Source organism: Limimaricola hongkongensis DSM 17492, assembly GCF_000600975.2.
Classification (GTDB): domain Bacteria; phylum Pseudomonadota; class Alphaproteobacteria; order Rhodobacterales; family Rhodobacteraceae; genus Limimaricola; species Limimaricola hongkongensis.
On the sequence record NZ_KK088648.1, the window covers coordinates 43,151 to 60,704 of the forward strand.

17 protein-coding genes and 1 tRNA gene are annotated in these 17,554 nt (G+C 68.1%); 8 read left to right on the top strand and 10 right to left on the bottom strand.

The window, feature by feature from the left end:
* From LOKHON_RS01030 to LOKHON_RS01070, 9 genes are all read right to left on the bottom strand, one after another.
* Positions 1-405 (bottom strand): flagellar biosynthesis regulator FlaF, encoded by a 405-nt coding sequence (locus tag LOKHON_RS01030; RefSeq protein WP_017929983.1) that lies wholly within the window; start codon positions 403-405, stop codon positions 1-3.
* A 172-nt stretch (positions 406-577) separates the two neighbouring features.
* Positions 578-1,510: a flagellin N-terminal helical domain-containing protein gene (locus LOKHON_RS01035; protein ID WP_026147647.1), complete on the bottom strand. Its 933-nt coding sequence runs from the start codon at positions 1,508-1,510 to the stop codon at positions 578-580.
* Positions 1,511-1,618: 108 nt separating this feature from the next.
* Positions 1,619-2,032 (bottom strand): flagellar protein FlgN, encoded by a 414-nt coding sequence (locus LOKHON_RS01040; protein WP_017929986.1) that lies wholly within the window; start codon positions 2,030-2,032, stop codon positions 1,619-1,621.
* Positions 2,029-2,328 (bottom strand): rod-binding protein, encoded by a 300-nt coding sequence (locus LOKHON_RS01045; RefSeq protein WP_017929987.1) that lies wholly within the window; start codon positions 2,326-2,328, stop codon positions 2,029-2,031. Before LOKHON_RS01045 ends, LOKHON_RS01040 begins: the two co-directional genes overlap by 4 nt.
* Positions 2,328-3,443, bottom strand: coding sequence for a flagellar basal body P-ring protein FlgI (locus LOKHON_RS01050; protein WP_017929988.1), 1,116 nt, complete (start codon positions 3,441-3,443; stop codon positions 2,328-2,330). Before LOKHON_RS01050 ends, LOKHON_RS01045 begins: the two co-directional genes overlap by 1 nt.
* A gap of 120 nt (positions 3,444-3,563) precedes the next feature.
* Complete coding sequence (locus LOKHON_RS01055) at positions 3,564-4,613, bottom strand: flagellin (RefSeq protein ID WP_017929989.1); 1,050 nt, start codon at positions 4,611-4,613, stop codon at positions 3,564-3,566.
* Positions 4,614-4,626: 13 nt separating this feature from the next.
* Entirely contained in the window at positions 4,627-6,042 is a 1,416-nt protein-coding gene (gene flgK / locus LOKHON_RS01060; protein ID WP_017929990.1) for a flagellar hook-associated protein FlgK, read from the bottom strand.
* 64 nt (positions 6,043-6,106) lie between these two features.
* Positions 6,107-7,414, bottom strand: a complete 1,308-nt coding sequence (locus tag LOKHON_RS01065; RefSeq protein ID WP_017929991.1) for a flagellar hook protein FlgE — start codon at positions 7,412-7,414, stop codon at positions 6,107-6,109.
* 583 nt (positions 7,415-7,997) lie between these two features.
* A complete protein-coding gene (locus LOKHON_RS01070) occupies positions 7,998-8,198 on the bottom strand; it encodes a hypothetical protein (protein ID WP_017929331.1) in 201 nt (66 codons plus the stop codon).
* A gap of 134 nt (positions 8,199-8,332) precedes the next feature.
* Here LOKHON_RS01070 and LOKHON_RS01075 point away from each other — a divergent pair, with 134 nt between their 5' ends.
* Positions 8,333-9,052, top strand: a complete 720-nt coding sequence (locus tag LOKHON_RS01075; RefSeq protein WP_162561744.1) for a hypothetical protein — start codon at positions 8,333-8,335, stop codon at positions 9,050-9,052.
* Here LOKHON_RS01075 and LOKHON_RS01080 read toward each other — a convergent pair.
* Positions 9,024-10,337: an ATP-binding protein gene (locus tag LOKHON_RS01080; RefSeq protein WP_017929333.1), complete on the bottom strand. Its 1,314-nt coding sequence runs from the start codon at positions 10,335-10,337 to the stop codon at positions 9,024-9,026. The two genes, LOKHON_RS01075 and LOKHON_RS01080, sit on opposite strands and share 29 nt — an antisense overlap.
* Positions 10,338-10,373: 36 nt before the next feature.
* Here LOKHON_RS01080 and LOKHON_RS01085 point away from each other — a divergent pair, with 36 nt between their 5' ends.
* The 7 genes from LOKHON_RS01085 (at position 10,374) to LOKHON_RS01115 (ending at position 17,549) form a co-directional block, all read left to right on the top strand.
* Entirely contained in the window at positions 10,374-11,255 is an 882-nt protein-coding gene (locus tag LOKHON_RS01085; protein WP_017929334.1) for an MBL fold metallo-hydrolase, read from the top strand.
* 70 nt (positions 11,256-11,325) lie between these two features.
* Positions 11,326-11,400 (top strand) — tRNA-Asn (locus tag LOKHON_RS01090).
* A gap of 213 nt (positions 11,401-11,613) precedes the next feature.
* Positions 11,614-12,189 (top strand): TetR/AcrR family transcriptional regulator, encoded by a 576-nt coding sequence (locus LOKHON_RS01095; RefSeq protein WP_110549274.1) that lies wholly within the window; start codon positions 11,614-11,616, stop codon positions 12,187-12,189.
* A gap of 16 nt (positions 12,190-12,205) precedes the next feature.
* Positions 12,206-13,060, top strand: a complete 855-nt coding sequence (locus LOKHON_RS01100) for an SDR family oxidoreductase (protein ID WP_017929336.1) — start codon at positions 12,206-12,208, stop codon at positions 13,058-13,060.
* Positions 13,061-13,192: 132 nt separating this feature from the next.
* Entirely contained in the window at positions 13,193-15,535 is a 2,343-nt protein-coding gene (locus tag LOKHON_RS01105) for a Tex family protein (RefSeq protein ID WP_017929337.1), read from the top strand.
* A gap of 236 nt (positions 15,536-15,771) precedes the next feature.
* Positions 15,772-16,701, top strand: coding sequence for a DUF808 domain-containing protein (locus tag LOKHON_RS01110; protein WP_017929338.1), 930 nt, complete (start codon positions 15,772-15,774; stop codon positions 16,699-16,701).
* Positions 16,698-17,549, top strand: coding sequence for a potassium channel family protein (locus LOKHON_RS01115; RefSeq protein ID WP_017929339.1), 852 nt, complete (start codon positions 16,698-16,700; stop codon positions 17,547-17,549). The genes LOKHON_RS01110 and LOKHON_RS01115 overlap by 4 nt, the downstream gene beginning before the upstream one ends.
* Positions 17,550-17,554: the final 5 nt, after the last annotated feature.

The window sequence follows — 17,554 nt, forward strand, 5'->3', positions numbered from 1 at the left end:
TCAGGCCACCTCCGCCGTAGCGGGAGCCTGCCCCGCGAGGCCCGCGACGATCGAGCGATTGACCTCGACCAGCGCGCCGACACCGGCATTGCCGCCCATCACCGCATTGGTCTGGCGATCCACCCAGAGCGCGAGCGAGATCAGCCCGGCGCGCAGCTCGGCCGGCAGCGCGTTTTCGGGCTGCGCGAGATCGTATTTCAGCTCGTTCCAGAATTTCTGGTTGGTCGCGAGATCATTCCGCAGCCCGTCGGACAAGAGCGCGCCGCGATCGAGCCTGCTGTCGGCCCGGTCATAGGCCTCGGCGCGGCTGGCCATCTGGCCGGTCACGCGGCTCAGGATGCGGCGTTCGATCTGGCGGGGGGTTTCGCTTTCGCGGATGGTGGTCTTGTAGGCGGCGATGCTCATGCGTTCTGCTCTCGCGCTGGGCCCCGCTGTTCTCGCAGGGCGTGGTGGAGGCGGACGCGGACACAGCCCGAGGAGCGCGCAGACGCGTCAGCCGGTCGGAAATCTTGGAGAAATGCCGGGCGCTGGCCCGGACGGGGTGCGGCCCGCCCCGAGGGGCGAGCCGCGCCGAACCTTAGCGGAACAGGCTCAGGATGTTCTGCGGCGCCTGGTTGGCGATTGACAGGGCTTGGCTGGAGAGCTGCTGCTGGACTTGAAGCGCCTGAAGACGAGCAGCTTCTTCTTCCATGTTCGCATCGACCATGGAGCCGACACCGCTATCAAGACGGTCAGACAGCGAGGTCAGAAACTCTTGCTGAGTTTCCAGCGTCTTCTCGGCTACACCGAGAGTGGTCGCAGCCTCAACAGCATAGCCCAGTGCAAGCTCGGCCACTTCGAGACTATATTTCATGCGTGCTTCAGCGGTAGTGCCGGCATATGCGGCCTTCCCGCCGATGGTTCCAGCGTCCGCAGCAACTGGTGTGGTCTCGTCGGCTTGATCGTTAATATCGATCGTTGCAAGCGCGTCTTTGATGGCGGACAAGTTTACTTGGCTGACTTTGATCGACGTCGTTGAGAAAGCGCCAGCAGCATCGCGCTTCAACCCAGTCACAACGTCAAGTTCATCAGCCGTCTTGACTGCGTTTTCAAGCCCGACTGTACCGTCCGTGACGCTGTTGCCATTGAAGGAGGATTGATCGATCGCAGATCCGATGCGCTTTACAAGCTCGTCGAGCTCTTTCTGAACCTCTTTACGGTCAACCCCTTCGGCCTGCGCAAAAGCGACGCGCTCAGAGAATTCTTTGGCGAGCGTTTTGACAGTCTCCGCACCAAGGCGGCCAGTAGACACCACGTTCTTGGTAAGAGTCAGCCCTTCGTTGACCGATTTGGTCATGCCGCTGTCGCCCTTCATGGTCTCGGAAATCGAGAAATAGGCGGCATTGTCCTTGCCCGAGGAAACCTTGAGGCCCGACGAAATGCGGTCCTGGGTGTTGCTCAGGCTCGAGTTGATGTTCCGCAGGGTCGAGAGGGCGGACATCGCGGAATTGTTGGTGAGGATCGAAGACATTTTTACTGCTCCAGCGTTCTTACTGTTCGATCGTCTTTCTGACGAAGTCGGCATGACCGCCGCGGTATGACTATGGTTAAAGCCATGAATTGGGGCGCGTTTGTGGCGCTATACCGATTTATCCATGGAGGCGCGCGAGAGTGTGTCCCGCGCGCTACGATGGCCGTCGGCGCCGTAAAGACCGCCAAGCCCGTGCCGGTCGCGCAGACGCGACAATTCGCGGTTCACCTCGGCGGTGATCTCGCGCATCCGCTCCAGCAGCGCCGCGTCGCGCGCGATCAGCGCCGCCAGCGCGTCGAGACGCGCGCGCAGCCCGTCCCCGTCCTCGTCATCCAGCGCCGCGCCGATCTCGGGCCCGGCCGCGTCGAGCCGCGCCGCCAGCGCCGATTTCTCTTCGAGCCGCCCGGCCACGCGCGACAGATCGCCCGTGCGGATCTCCGCGATTTCCGCTTCGAGCAGGTCGGTCAGCGCCGCGATGTCGGCGTCGAAGCCGGGCGCGTCCGCCACGTCCTGCGCGCTCACGTGCGTCCCTCCCCGGCGTCCCCATAGGCGTCGATGGCGCGCGCGACGCTTTGGGCGATGCCCGAGCTGCCCTGATCGGCGATCTGCTCGGCGAAGGCGCGGGCGAGAAAGCTGCGCCACTGTTCCTCGGCATGGCCGCCGCCGAAGGCGCCGGTACCGGCGCTCTTGAGCATCTCGTCCACCGTCTGGGCGAGGAACATCTCCTCGAATTTCTTGGCGGTTTCCATGGTCTCGGGGTCGGGCTCGCGGGTCTTGGCCAGTGGCCGGATCGACAGCGAGCCGGGGCTGATTTCCATCAGATGATCTCCAGGTCGGCGTGAAGCGCGCCCGCGGCCTTGATGGCCTGCAGGATCGAAATGGTCTGGCTGGCGGTGACGCCGATGGCGTTGAGACCGTCGACCAGCCGCTGCAGGCTGACATCGCCTTCGAGGATCGAGAACTGCGCCTCCTGCTCCTCGACCGTCACCTCGGTCTGCGGCACCACCACGGTGTTGCCGATCGAGATCGGCTCGGGCTGGCTCACCTCGATCTCCTCCTTGACGATCACCGTCAGCCCGCCCTGGCTCACCGCGACCTCGGCGATGCGGACCTGCGAGCCGATCACGATGGTGCCCGAGCGCGCGTCGATCACCACCTTGGCAATGGCGTCGGGCTGCACGCGCAGCGATTCGATCTCGGCCAGCAGGCCGGGGATGTCGTTCTTGTCGGTGGGCCGCACCTCGATCGTGCCCGAATCAAGCGCCGTGGCGCCGCCGCCGAGGCGGTCGTTGATCACCCGCTCGACCCGGTCGGCGGTGGTGAAATCGGGCGTGCGCAGCGCGATGCGGATGCTGTTCATCTCGTTGATCGAAAAGTCGATCTCGTTCTCGACCGTGGCGCCGTTCTCGATCCGCGCCACCGTCGGCACGCCTTCGACGATGCTGGCATTGGCGCCCTGGGCGGCATAGCCCGCCACCGCGATCGGGCCCTGGCTGACGGCATAGACCTCGCCATCCGCGCCGGTCAGCGGCGTGACGATCAGCGTGCCGCCGCGCAAGGACGAGGCATCGCCCAGAGAGGAAACCACCACGTCGATGGTCGAGCCGCGCCGCGCGAAGGGCGGCAGCATCGCCGTGACCATGACGGCGGCGGTGTTCTGGGTGCGCATCTGTTCATCGGTCAGGTTGCCGACGCCGAGCCGCTCCAGCATGCCTTCGATCGAGCGTTCGGTGAAAGGCGAATTGCGCAGGCTGTCGCCGGTGCCGTTCAGACCGACCACGAGACCATAGCCCACGAGCTGGTTCTCGCGCACGCCCTCGAACTGGGCGATGTCCTTGATCCGCACCTCGGCCCGCGCGGACGGCGTGGCGGCCGGGATCAGCGCGAGCGCCACCGCAAGCGCGGGCCAGAGCCCGGTGAACCGTCCTGCCATGATCCGCTCCCGCCATTTCGTCGCCCCCTCATCCTATCGGAGCGGCGGTCGGCATCACAAGAATAGATGGAAGCAATCCATGCACAGGTTGCATTAATGCAAACTGTGCATGGAAGTTTGTCAGACGTAGTTGAGGAAGGAGAGCTTCGACAGCCGCGATGTCACCATGTAGCTCGCTTCGAGCTGGGTCTGCAGCTCGGTCAGCCGGGTCGCCGCCTCGTAGGGATCGACGGTCTCGATGGCGTTGCTCTGCTTGGCATAGAGGTCGCGCTTGACCGCGTGGGCCTCCATCACCGACTCTAGCCGCGCCTGCTGCGCGCCGAGCTTCGATTCGGCCTGCAAAAGCTTGGCGTTGCCGTCGCTCATCGCCCCGACCGCGCGGTCGAGCCAGGCCTGCCCGGCAGCCGGGTCGGCGAATTGCGACACATCCGTCGCCGCGAGCATCGACAGGCCGCGCAGCAGATCCGTGAAGCCCGGGTCATTGGCCTGGATGCCGTGCGTGATCGTCTCGTTCTCGTCGATCCGCGCCATCAGCCGGTCCGGCACCGCGGCGGCGGTGCCGTTGTAGAAGCTGTCCTCGAAATTGCCGGTGCCGGGGGTGAAGACCGCGGCCAGCGTATCGGCCATCGCCTCGGCCCCGGCGGCGTCGGCCGGACCCGCGCCGATCACCGCATCGACCATCTGGCGCGGCGAGACACCGCTGCGCGGGTTCACCTCGTCAAAGGGCTGCAGCGGCGCGCGGTCGGTGTCGATCCCCGAAAACAGCGCCTCGCCCGCATGGTCGCGGTTGGCGATGCCGATGATCTGCTCGAGCGCCGCCTGCGCGCTGGCCTGCAAGGTGGCCGTGACCTGCCCCGAGCCGCCGCTTTGCAGCGCCGTCTCGATCACGCCCTGCGCGGTGGTGCGAATGTCGCTCAGCGCGCCCGCCCCGGCTTCGAGCCGCCGCGACAGCGCGCCGTTCGACTGCACGAAACCGTCGATCCGCGCCAGCTGCGAACGCACCGCCAGCGCCTCGGCCGAGCGCGGACCGAGCGTGCGGTACATGTCGGCATGCTTGCCGGTACTGACCTCGCGGCCCGCGCTGTCGAGCCGTTGCGACAGGTCGGCGATGTTGCGGCGGCTCGCGAGCGAGCCTTGCAGGGTGGCCATGGAATTCATCGTCGAGATCATCTTGCGTCCCCCCTTACCGGACCGCGTTCAAGAGCGTGTCCATCATCTCGTCGAGCGTGCGCATCACGGTCGCGTTGGCGGCATAGCTCTGTTCGATCAGCATCAGCTGCTGCAGCTCGTCGTCGATGTTCACGCCCTGCGCCGCCGCGCGGGTGGCCGCGACCGCGTCGCGCCCCGCCCCGAGCGTTTCGGCCCGGTCGCGGGCATCGTTGCGCAGGCCCTGCTGCTCGGCGAGCAGCGAGCCGGCGAAATCCGCCGCCGTCGCCTGCGTGCCAAGCCCGGCGGCGGCGTCGAAGCTCATCGGGTCGGAGAGCATCTGCGAAAACGCGTCGGCGAGACCGCCATAGCCGGCCGGGCCGGGCTGGATGGCGCCGATGCCGTCCCGAAGCCGCCACGCGCCGCCACCCTGGTCCGCGCGCACCGCGGGGTTGATCTCGATGCGCTGCGCGAGCCCGTCGATCTGCGCCGCGTCGAACCCCGCCCCCGCATCGGTGAACAGCCCCGGCTGACCGGCACCGACGCTGGGATCGGCATCCTCGAAGCCGCGCATCAACGCCCCGGCCATCTCGTCGAGCTGCCGCTGCATCCGCGGCAGGTCCGAGCCGAGCAGGTCGAGCCGCGCCGCGAGCCGCCCCTCCTGCGAGCCGCGCGCGCCGGGCGTGCCGGGCGTCACGTCGACGCCGTTGACCGACAGCGACGCGGCGGCGACGTCGAATTCAAGCTCATGCGCCGTGTCGTTCTCGACCAGCATCGCGCCGCCCGTGGTGGCGACCGAAATCCGCCCCTTGTCGTCGCGGCTGACCCGCAGGTCGAGCACCTCGGCCAAGCCGTCGAGCGTCTTCGACAGGCTGTCCTCGAGCCCGGCGCGGCGCTGGGTCGGGCCCGGCTCCTGGCTGATGCGGCGGTTCAGGTCGACGACCTCGCGCAGCGTGGCGTTGATTGTCCCGACATCGGACATCACCCCGGCGGCGGTCTGCTCGCGCACGCCTTCGAGCGCCGAGGCGGTTTCGCGCAGGCCGGAGGCAAGACCGGTCGCGGCGCGCAGCGCGTCCTGCTGGATCGCGGGTTCGGAGGGGTTGGAGGCGAGCGTGTCGAGCCCGACCTGAAGCGCCGAGAGCCGGTCCGACAGGTTGGTGCCGTCGCCGACCTGCCCGAGCGTCGCGGCATAGGTTTCGAGCGCGCCGGCGATGGCCTCCTGCCCGGCCACGCGCGAAATCTCGATCCGGTGCGACTGGTCGAGCCGGTCGTCGACGGCGCGCTGGATGCCCGACGCGGCGACGCCGCCGCCCGGCTGGCCGACCAGTGGCGCGGCGCGGCGCGCATAGCCTTCGCGCGTGGCGTTGGCGATGTTGCCGGAGGTGAGTTCGGCCCAGCTCTCCGCCGCGGCGAGCCCGCTGCGGGCGCTGGTGAAGGCGCTCGTGATGCTCATTCTGATATCTCCAAAAGCCGGGGGCGCGGCGCGTTCTGCAGCCGCCCTGCCCCCTTTGCCGCGATCAACGCTTCAGGCGCATCGTCTCGTCGAGCATCTCGTCGACGGTTGTAACGATCTTGGCGTTCGAGGAATAGGCCCTCTGGGTGCTGATCAGCTCGGTCAGCTCCTGCGCGATCTCGACGTTGGAGCTTTCCAGCGCCCCCGCCGTCAGCGATCCCGCCGAGCCTTCGGCGGCCTGGTTCAGGCTGTATTTGCCCGAGCTGCGCGACAGCGCATAGGCGTTGCCGTCGGCCGCCAGCAGCCCGTCGGGATTGGCGACCTGCGCCAGCGGGATGTTGTAGAGCGGCTTGCGGCTTCCATTGTTGAACACGCCGTAGACATCGCCGCGCTCGTCGATCTCGGTGCGCACCAGAACGCCGCTCTCGGCCCCGTCCGACGCCATCTTGAGCGGCGAGTAATCGCCCGCGAACTGGGTCATGCCGCCATGCGTGTCCGGCTCGCCGATCGCCACCTCGATGACCTGCGGCACGGCGCCGTTGTCGACGGTCAGCGTCGCGGTGCCGGTCGCCGGATCGAAGGCGAAGCCCGCCGGCGCCGTGGCGTTCGAAACCGGGTTCGAATAGAGCCGCGGCGCCCCGGCCAGCGGGCCGCTGTCGTGGAAATCCACCGTCACGTCGCCGTATTGCGTGCCATCCGCGTCGGCGATGCTCAGCGTCCACTGGCTGGCCGTCGCGGTCGGCTGCCACGAGAACTGCATCCGCTCGGCCTCGCCCAGCGGCGAGAAATACTCCGCCGAGCTGAGAAACGGCTCGCCCGGCGTGGCCAGGCCGGTCTGCTGGGCGGGGATGTTGCCGCTGACGGTCATCTCCTTGGTCGGCGAGCCGGTCTGCGACAGGCTGCCGAGATTGACGGTCTTCAGATCGCCGAACTGGTTGCGGTCGACATTGCCGATCGAGGCGGTCTGGTCATAGGGAAACCCGGCGAGGTAATAGCCCGCCGCGTTGCGCAGGTCGCCGTTCTCATCGGGCAGGAACGAGCCCGCGCGGGTCAGGAAGAAGTTGCTTTCATTGGTCTCGTTGGGCTGGGCGCTGACCACGAAGAACCCCTGCCCGCCGATCGCCATGTCGGTGGCCGAATTGGTGGCGCGCACCGCGCCCTCGGTGCTGACATCGGCGCTCTGGAAGGCGCGCACCCCCGAAGGCGAGATCCCGGCATTGTCGCTCAGCGTGCTGGTCGTCACCATCTGCACGAAGCTGCGCCGGTAGCCGTCGGTGTTGGCGTTGGCGATGTTCTCCGAAATCCGGCCCACCGCCGTGGAGTTCGCCCGCAGACCGCTCACACCGGTCTGCATCGCGTAGGAAATGCTCATAGGTCTGCCCTTTTTTCTGGGGCAGCAGCGCGGCGCCTTCAGCATTCGACGAAAGGCTGAGGTGAGTGGGCCAAGCTTCTACCCAAAGGTATTGTTATGCACCTATAGGAGTGGTCGATTGTGGCGACAATGCGTCCCCTGGGGCAAATTTCACCTTCTGTGAAATGGTTGCCATTTCGCATCTTGCCCAAGCGTCGCGAACGGCCCCGGCCCGCGCCGCATCACCCGAATAGCGGCGATGTCACGGCTTGAGGTTCCCGTCGCGCCAGAGGCCGGGCGATCGGGACAACGCATCCCGCGCGGCTGCCGCAATCGCGCGCCACCTGTATCCGAACTGCCATGGAAATCGACGGCGATGCGCCGGGTTTCGACAAGGTTCGATACCACCCGGCCCGCATGGACCGGATAGGTCAATTTCGAGCACCGCTCCGGGGACAGGCCGCGATCGCGGCGCTTCGGGGCGCAGAGCGATGACATTATATGCCACCGGTCGGTGCGTGGTTCACGAGTGGCCCGGTGGCGGCCCCTGTCTTTTCGTCACCGGGATGTCTGCCCTGTCCGCACCGTTGCCGGCAGCAGATGTTCAGTCGTCGTCGTCATCCCCGACGAATCCATCGGTCGACAGCACTGGGTCGCCGCCCGGCCGGTAATCGGCGCGGTCTTCGTCATTCAGCCGGCTGGTGGCATCCGGGGCGTCCCCGGTGATGCGCGTGTCCATCGGTGCATTGCACGCGGCGAGCAACAGGGCGGCCAGCGCGGCGGGGGCGAATGTCCTGATCTGCATGTCTGATCCTTTCGGTGTTGCGATATCCGGCCCAACGCCGCCCGAACGAACCGGTTCGTTTCCGCATCGCCCCCCTGCTCTGGACCGGCCCGGCCCGGCATGGCAGCTTGGCCGCTTCACGGGCGAGGCCGGGGGTGAACGGGATGATCGCATTGCCATGGGGGTTGGGCCGGCTCGACCGCAGGTTGCTGCTCGGCTTCGTCGCGCTCGATCTCGTGCTGCTCGCGGTCGGGGTGAGATACGGGATCGCTGTGGCGCGCGACCCGTCGGCGCATTGGCCGGATCTTTTGCAGTTCGACCATGACTGGGGCCTCGCGGAGATGGCGAATTACCTCAAATGGTCGATCGCCGCCGTGGCGCTGCTGTTGGCGTGGCGCCGCGAACGGGCGGTGCTGCCCGCCGCCATCGCGCTGACCCTGTGCGTGGCGGTGCTCGACGATGCCGGGCGGCTGCATGAACGCGGCGGCGTCATCCTCGCGCTGGCCTCGGGGCTTCATGCGCGGATCGGCAGCCTTGCCTTCCAGCTGGGCGAACTGGCCGTCTGGGCCGGTCTGGGGCTGGCCTGCGCGGCGCCGATCTGGATCGGCTGGCGCCGCGCGGGTGCGACGCTGCGCCGGCGCGCGATCGGGCTCGGGGCGTGTTTCGCGGGCGTGGTGCTCTGCGCCGTGGGCATCGACACGCTGCATGTGCTGGCCGGGCTGGCCTGGCCGGACAGGCCGGTTCTGGGCGGGCTGTTCATGATCGCCGAGGGCGGCGGCGAGAACCTGTTCCTCAGCCTGCTGGTGGCGCAGGCGGTGGGCAGCTTCGGGCGCGGCGGCCCCGGTCTCAGCGCGCCAGAACCAGCTCGGCCCTGAGCCCGCCCAGCCTGCCGCTGTCGCCCAGATGCAGCGCGCCGCCATGCGCATGCGCGATATCCGCCACGATGGCGAGCCCGAGCCCGACGCCGGTGCCGCGATCCTGGTTGCGCGCCGGATCGAGCCGGGTGAAGGGCCGCATCGCCTCTTCGCGCCGCGCCTCGGGAATGCCCGGCCCGTCATCCTCGACCAGAAGCCGCAGGCTGCGCCGCGACACGATCAGCGTGACCTCGCATCGATGCCCGTAGCGCAGCGCGTTGCCGATCAGGTTTTCAAGCGCGCGGCGCAGCGCCGTGGGGCGCAGCGGCATCGGTTCGGAGGGGCCTTGCACCGGCAGCAGCTTCACCGCCTGCCCGGTCCGACGCGCATCCTCGACCACCCGCGCGACCAGCGCGGCGGGGTCGACGCGCTCGACCTCGTCACCGGCATCGCCGCGGGCAAAATCGAGAAACGCGTCGAGCAGGCGGCGCATTTCGTCCACGTCGCCCACCAGCGGCGCGGCCTCTTCCTCGGGCAGCATCGACAGGCCGAGCCTGAGCCGGGTCAGCGGCGTGCGCAGGTCATGGCTGATCCCCGACAGCATCATCCGCCGTGCCTGGCTCTGCCGCTCGATCCGGTTGCGCATGTCGACGAACGCCATGCCCGCGGCCCGCACCTCAGATGCGCCGCCCGCCTTGTAGGGCACGATGCGCCCCTTGCCATAGGCGGCGGCGGCGGCGGCCAGGCGGGTGATGGGCCGCAGCTGGTTGCGCAAGAAGAGATAGGAGACCGTGCTCATCAGCGCGCCCAGCACCACGATCAGCACGATCAGCTGGTGCGGGTTGCTGGCCGAAACGCGCCGCCGCCCGAAACCGAGCGACAGCGGGCCGTGATCGGTGCCGATCCAGACCGTGACCTGCCGGCCGAGGGTTTCGACCGCCTGCACCCGGTCGAGCCCCTCGCGCAGCGTCGCCACGACCTGCCGCCCCGACAGATCCCACCGGCGCACCGAATCGCCCGCAACCGGCGGCGGCGCAAAGCGCGTCTCAAGCTCCAGCGGCCCGCCCAGCCGGGCGGCGGCGGCCGCGGCGGCGGCGCGGTCGGGGGCGGCATCGACGGTTTCGGCCACGTAGCGCAGGTCGATCAGCACCGACCTTGTCATCTGTTGCGTGACGCCTTCGTAATGGCGCTGCACGAAGCTGATCGAGATCACCAGTTGCAGCGTGACCACCGGCAGCAACAGGATCAGCGCGGCGCGGCCCTGCAGCCCGCGCGGCATCCATCGTTTGAGCCAATCGAAGGTCATGGCGCAGGCTAGCGACCCGAACCGGAAAGGAAAAGCATGTCCGAGGACACGCGCGAACGCTTTGAGCCCTCATTGGTGCGGCTGCGCGCTCCGAATCCGTCGCCAATGACCGGGCCGGGCACCAACAGCTATCTTCTGGGGCGCGACAGGCTGTGCGTGATCGATCCCGGCCCGGACCAGCCGGAGCATCTCGCGGCGCTGCTTTCGGCGATCGATGGCCGCCCGGTCGAGGCGATTCTCGTGACGCATGCGCATCGCGACCACTCCGCCCTCGCCCCGGCGCTCGCCGCTGCGACCGGCGCGCCGGTCTGCGGCTTCGGCCCCGCCGAAGCCGGGCGCAGCGCGCTGATGCGGCGGCTGGCCGGGGCCGGAATCGGCGGCGGCGAAGGGCTCGACGGCGCGTTCCGGCCCGACCGGCGGCTGTGCGACGGCGATCGGGTCGCGCCGGGCGGCACGCCGGTGGTGGCGCTGCACATGCCGGGCCACATGGCCGGGCACCTGTGTTTCGCGTGGCGCGGCGCGGTGTTTTCGGGCGATCTGGTGATGGGCTGGTCGAGCACGCTGATCTCGCCCCCCGACGGCGATCTCGCCGCCTTTCGCCGCTCCTGCGCGCGGCTGCGCGCGTTGCGTCCGCGCAGGCTCTATCCCGGGCATGGCGCGCCGGTCGACCTGCCCCGCGCCCGCATCGACGCGCTCGTGGCCCACCGCGCCGGGCGCGAGGCGCAGATCCGCGCGGCCCTTGCCCACGGGCCCGCCGATGCGGGCGCGATCACGGCGCGCCTCTATGCCGATGTCGCCCCGGCGCTGCATCCGGCGGCACGGCGCAACGTCCTCGCGCACCTGCTTGATCTCATGGAGCGAAACCTCGTCACCGCCGAAACCACCCGGCTCGCGGAGGCGCGATTCCGGCTGACGTGAGGTGAGGTGCATTTTTTCCCGAAAGGGCTCTGGACACTCCCGATCCGATAACTGTATATCGCCCACATGTTCCGGCGTAGCTCAGCGGTAGAGCAGTTGACTGTTAATCAATTGGTCGTAGGTTCGATCCCTACCGCCGGAGCCAACCACCTCTAGATGGTTGGAAATAGACGGAAAAGCGCTCCTTCGGGGGCGCTTTTCGCGTTTCGGACACAGGCTTTGGTACATCGGCGGTAGATGAGTGGCCCTTCAGGCCGCCACCTCCCCCAAGACGAGCCCCTGCAACCCAAATATCACCCCATCCTTGATAATGAATATTCATTATTTTACGTGTCCCTCATCAGGCAACGGGGACGACATGCACAGATCCAGCAAGGACCGAACCAGGCAGAAACTCCAAGACGCGGTCGTGGCCGAGGCGGTCGAGAACGGCATTGCCGCGGTCAGCATCGCGGGCATCGTCAAGCGCGCCAAGGTCTCGGCGGGCACCGTCTACGTGCATTTCGAAAACAAGGACGACATGCTGCGGCAGGTCTACCTGCAGCTCAAGGCGGACTTCCACGGCTGCCTGACCAGGCATCGCGACGAGGCCGATACCGCGAAGATGGTGCGCCATCTGTGGTTCGACATGTTCGATTTCGTCCGGGACCGGCCGCAGGATTTCCTGTTTCTCGACTATGCCCACGCCGCAAAGCTCCTGCCCCCCCGAGAACAGGCCATCGCCGACGAATACGCCGAAGACATCGCGGCGCTGCTGCGGCGCGGTGTCGATGACGGCACGCTCGCCCCGATGCAGGACGGGCTCTTGTCGCTTCTGCTCGTGGCGCCCGCCATGCAGCTGGCCCGCGGGGCGGTGCTGGCCGGGCGCCCGATCCCGCCCGAGCTGATTTCCCAGGCCTTCGACCGGGTCTGGCTTTCCATCGCCAACCCATGATCACAGGACACGAACCATGAAGAAAGTCATTCTCGTCACCGGGACCTCCACCGGCCTCGGCCTGGCCATCGCCGTGCAGGCCGCGCAAGCCGGGCACATCGTCTATGCCACGATGCGCAACACCGAAAAACGTGGCCAGCTCGACGAGGCGGCCCGCGCGGCTGGCGCGGCGCTCGAGGTGCTGCAGCTCGACGTGCAGGACACGGCCTCCGTCGCGGCGGCGGTCGAAACCGTCATGACCCGGCAGGGCCGCATCGACGTTCTCGTCAACAATGCGGGGATGGGCTATGTGCGCAGCCTCGAACAGGCCGACGAGGCCGACATCCGGACGATCCTCGACATCAACCTGATGGGGGTCATCCGCTGCACCAAGGCCGTGATGCCGCACATGCGCATGGCGCGCGCCGGTCACGTGATCAACATCACCTCGGTCGGCGGCCTGGTCGGGCAGCCCTTCAACGAGGTGTATTGCGCCGCGAAATTCGCGGTCGAGGGGCTGACCGAAGCCATGGCCAGCTACATCACACCGACCTTCGGCATCAACTTCACCGCGATCGAACCGGGCGGCATCGCGTCCGAATTCGTCAACACGGTGCTGAACCAGATGGCCGAAACCGGCGGCATGCTGGAGGATGAATACCTGCCGGCTCTCAACACCTACATCTCGGGCGCGCAGTCCCGGCAGGGCTATGGTGCGTCGCAGACGGCCGATGAAGTGGCCGAGGTCGTGATCGAGGTGCTCACTGCCGCGGAACCGCCGCTGCGCAGGCGGACCTCGGAATGGTCCGAAGACTTCACCAGGCTGAAGACCGGGCTGGACCCGGATGGCCGCAAGCAGCAGCAGCAGGTGATCGCGCAGCTCCTGACGTGATCCCCCTGCCCGGACGGTGCCACCCGTCCGGGCAGTCGCCCGGCGGTGCCCCTGCCTGTCCGGCGCCGCGCCACCCTTTTGCCCGTCGCCCCGCAGGCGTATGAGGGGCCGGCAGGAGATGAAAGGACCACCATGGATCGCGCCACCCGCATCAACCGGACAATCGGCCAGGACATCGGCGCGAACGCGCCCCAGGTCGCGGCCGCGATCAAGCTTCTCGACGAAGGCGCGACGGTGCCCTTCGTCGCGCGCTACCGCAAGGAGGCCACCGGCGGGCTCGACGACGCGCAGCTGCGCCTGCTGGCCGAGCGGCTCGGCTATCTGCGCGAGCTCGACGACCGGCGCGATGCGATCCTCAAGTCGATCCGCGAGCAGGACAAGCTCACCGAGGCGTTGACCCGCGCGATCGGCGCCGCCGAAACCAAGACCCAGCTCGAGGACATCTACCTGCCCTTCAAGCCGAAACGCCGCACCAAGGCGATGATCGCACGCGAAAACGGGCTCGAGCCGCTGCGCGACGCGATCATGGCGGATCGGGCCCGCGACCCGGAAACGCTTGCGAAAGCCTATCTGAGCGAGGCGGTGCCGGACGTGAAGGAGGCGCTGAACGGCGCCCGCGACATTCTCACCGAGGAGCTGTCCGAGACCGCCGGGCTTCTGGGCGAGCTGCGCGGTTTTCTTCAAAAGGAGGCCATCGTGACCGCCAGGGTGGTCGCCGGCCAGGAGGAGACCGGCGCCAAGTTCTCGGACTACTTCGATCATTCCGAGAAATGGGCGACCATGCCGTCGCACCGGGCGCTGGCGCTCTTGCGCGCCATGAAGGAGGGCGTCATCCGTTTCGAGATCGGCCCCGACAAGGAGATCGGCGCGCCGCGCTGCGAGGCCATGGTCGCCGCGCGGCTGCACCCGTCGGGCGATGGCCCCGGCGACCGCTGGCTGCGCGATGTCGCAAGCTGGGCCTGGCGGGTCAAGCTGTCGACCACGATGATGACCGAACTGGTGGCCGAGCTGCGCGCCCGCGCGCATGAAGAGGCCACCGCCGTCTTCGCGCGCAATCTCAAGGATCTGCTGCTGGCCGCCCCGGCGGGCGCGCGCCCGACGCTCGGGCTCGATCCGGGCATCCGCACCGGCGTGAAGGCGGCGGTGATCGACGCCACCGGCAAGCTGCTGGCGACCGACACGCTCTATCCGTTCCAGCCGCGCCGCGACGTGGCGGGCGCGCAGGCGGCGATCGCGCGGCTGGTGAAGGCGCATGGCGTCGAGCTCATCGCCATCGGCAACGGCACCGCCTCGCGCGAGACCGAGAAGCTGGTCGCCGACACGCTGGCGCTCATGCCCGCCGAGGTGAAAAAGCCGACCAAGGTGATCGTCAGCGAGGCGGGCGCCTCGGTCTATTCCGCCTCCGAGCTGGCCTCCAGGGAATTTCCCGATCTCGACGTGTCGCTGCGCGGGGCGGTGTCCATCGCCCGACGGCTTCAGGACCCGCTGGCCGAGCTGGTGAAGATCGAGCCCAAGAGCATCGGCGTCGGCCAGTACCAGCACGATGTCGACCAGCGCCGCCTGTCGAAATCGCTCGAAGCGGTGGTCGAGGACGCGGTGAACGCGGTGGGGGTCGATCTCAACACCGCCTCGGCGCCGCTGCTTGCGCATGTCTCGGGGCTGACGCCGGGGTTGGCCGAGTCCATCGTCGCGCATCGCGATCAGACCGGCGCCTTCACGACGCGCAAGGAGCTTCTGAAGGTGGCCCGCCTGGGGCCGCGCGCCTTCGAGCAATGCGCCGGTTTCCTGCGCATCCGAAACGGGCGCGAGCCGCTCGACGCCTCGGCGGTGCACCCGGAGGCTTACGGCGTGGCGCGCCGGATCATGACCGATTGCGGCCGCGACCTGCGCAGCCTTCAGGCCGAGCCCGGGCTGCTCAAGCAGGTGCGGGCCGAAGCCTATGTGGACGCGCATTTCGGGCTTCCCACCGTGCGCGACATCCTGACCGAGCTGGAAAAGCCCGGCCGCGACCCGCGCCCCTCCTTCAGGACCGCGACCTTCGCCGAAGGCGTGGAACAGATCGGCGACCTGCGCGCGGGAATGCGTCTCGAAGGCACGGTCACCAATGTCGCCGCCTTCGGGGCCTTCGTGGATATCGGCGTGCATCAGGACGGTCTCGTGCATGTCAGCCAGCTCGCCGACCGCTTCGTGAAGGACCCGCACGAGGTGGTGAAGGCCGGAGACGTGGTGCAGGTGCGCGTGACCGAGGTGGACGTGGCGCGCAAGCGCATCGGCCTGAGCATGCGCAAGGATGGCGGCGCCTCGGCCGGAGAGGATCGCGGCGCCCGCCAAAAGCCGCGCCCCGACGCCCCCCGCAAGACCAGCAAGACCGGCAAGCCGCCCCGCGGGCAGGCGCCGAAGAATGGCGGCTCCGGCGCAGAGAACCAGACCGGCTCTCTCGGATCGGCCCTGCTCGCCGCGATGAAGAAACGCTGAAATGTCGTGCCGCCGCCCGCGATGCCGGGCGGCGGCCCTCCTTCCCGGCGGGCCCATTGCCCCGAAGGCCAGCCGCCGCCACCCGGCCCGGCGCCCCGGCCCCAGCCTCGGCCCCTGCCCGCCTTGGCAACGGATCACGAAAAATCCGAACCTTGAGGCGATCCAAACCATGCATGGCGGGTTGTGACCGGATAGACCCGTGCCAAGGCATTCAAATTTCCACGATCGGCAGGCCCATGAGTTCCGGATTATTCGCACTTCTCGACGACGTCGCCCTCATCGCCCGGACCGCGGCGGCTTCGCTTGACGACGTGGCCGCCGCCACGCTCAAGGCGGGGTCCAAATCGGCGGGGGTGGTGATCGACGATGCCGCCGTCACGCCGAAATACGTGCTCGGCTTTGCCGCAGACCGCGAATTGCCGATCATCCGCAAGATCGGCATCGGCTCCTTGCGCAACAAGATCCTGGTGCTGCTGCCCGCGGCGCTGGCGCTGAGCTTTCTCGCGCCATGGGCGATCACGCCGCTGCTGATGCTGGGCGGGTTGTTTCTTGCCTATGAGGGCGCCGAAAAGATCGCCGAGGTGCTGCTCGGCCATGGGCATGGCGCGCAGAAGGACGCGCCGCTCGACGAGGACAGCACCGTCAAGGGAGCGATCCGCACCGACTTCATCCTCTCGGCCGAGATCATGGCGCTCACCCTGTCGACCGTCGCCGATCAACCCTTCGTCACGCAGGCGGTCGTGCTCGGCCTCGTCGGCATTTTCATCACCTTCATCGTCTACGGCGCCGTGGCGGTGATCGTGAAGGCCGACGATCTGGGCATCGCCCTGGCCGCGCGCGGCCCCGGCGGGCTGCTTCCGGCCTTCGGGCGGTTTCTGGTCAAGGCCATGCCCTACGTGCTCAAGCTTTTGTCGATCGTGGGCACGGCGGCGATGCTCTGGGTCAGCGGCGGCATCCTGATCCACGGGCTGGAGGCATATCACATCGCCCTGCCCGGTCATCTCGTGCATGACGCGACCGAATTCGTCGCCACGCAGGCGCCGATCCTGCCGGGCGCGCTGGGCTGGCTGACCGGTGCGACCATGATGGGAGTGGTCGGTCTCGCGGTCGGCGCGGTCATCGTCGCGGCGATGTCGGTGCTGCCCGTCAAAAGGCCGCAGCATTGAGACGACCCGAGGCGCAGCAGCCCGGCGGCATCGACGCCGCCGCGCCGCCCGGCGATCCGGGCCGGGCGCGGTCGATGCCGCGAGGGCCCAAGCGGCGCGTGGTCGAGCTTTACGAAGGCGAGACCCCGCGCGCGCACCGGTTCCGCTACTGGCTGCTGGGCTTCGACCTCGTCGCGATCCTGTTCGTGGTGGTGACGTCCTTCACCGCCTACGGGCCATGGATCCAGACCGTCGATCTCGCCTTCGGCGCGGTGATCGTGGCCGACCTTCTGGCGCGCATCTGGATCGCGCCGCGCCCGGCGCGGTTTCTCACCTACCCGACCACGCTGGCCGATATCGCCAGCGCCGCGTCGTTCTTTGCGCCGCTGGCGGGCGAAGGCTTTGCCTTTTTGCGGGTGCTGCGCACGCTGCGCCTGCTGCACATGTACCAGATGCGGGTCCGGCTCAGGACCGATTTCCGCTTCTTTCACGACAACGAGCAGATCCTCGTCGCGACGACAAATCTCGGCGTGTTCATCTTCGTGATGTCCGGCCTCGTCTTCGCGACCCAGCATCGCAGCAGCGCCGATATCGGCAATTACGCCGACGCGCTCTATTTCACGGTGACGGCGCTCACCACCACCGGCTTTGGCGACATCACGCTGCAGGGCACGTGGGGGCGGATGATCTCGGTCGCGATCATGATCTGCGGCGTCACGCTGTTTCTGCGGCTGGCGCAGGTGCTGTTTCGCCCCACAAAGGTGCGCGAGCCCTGCGAGACCTGCGGCCTCGCGCTGCACGACCCGGACGCGGTGCATTGCAAGCATTGCGGCACCACGATCAACATCGCGACCGAAGGCCATCTCTAGACCCC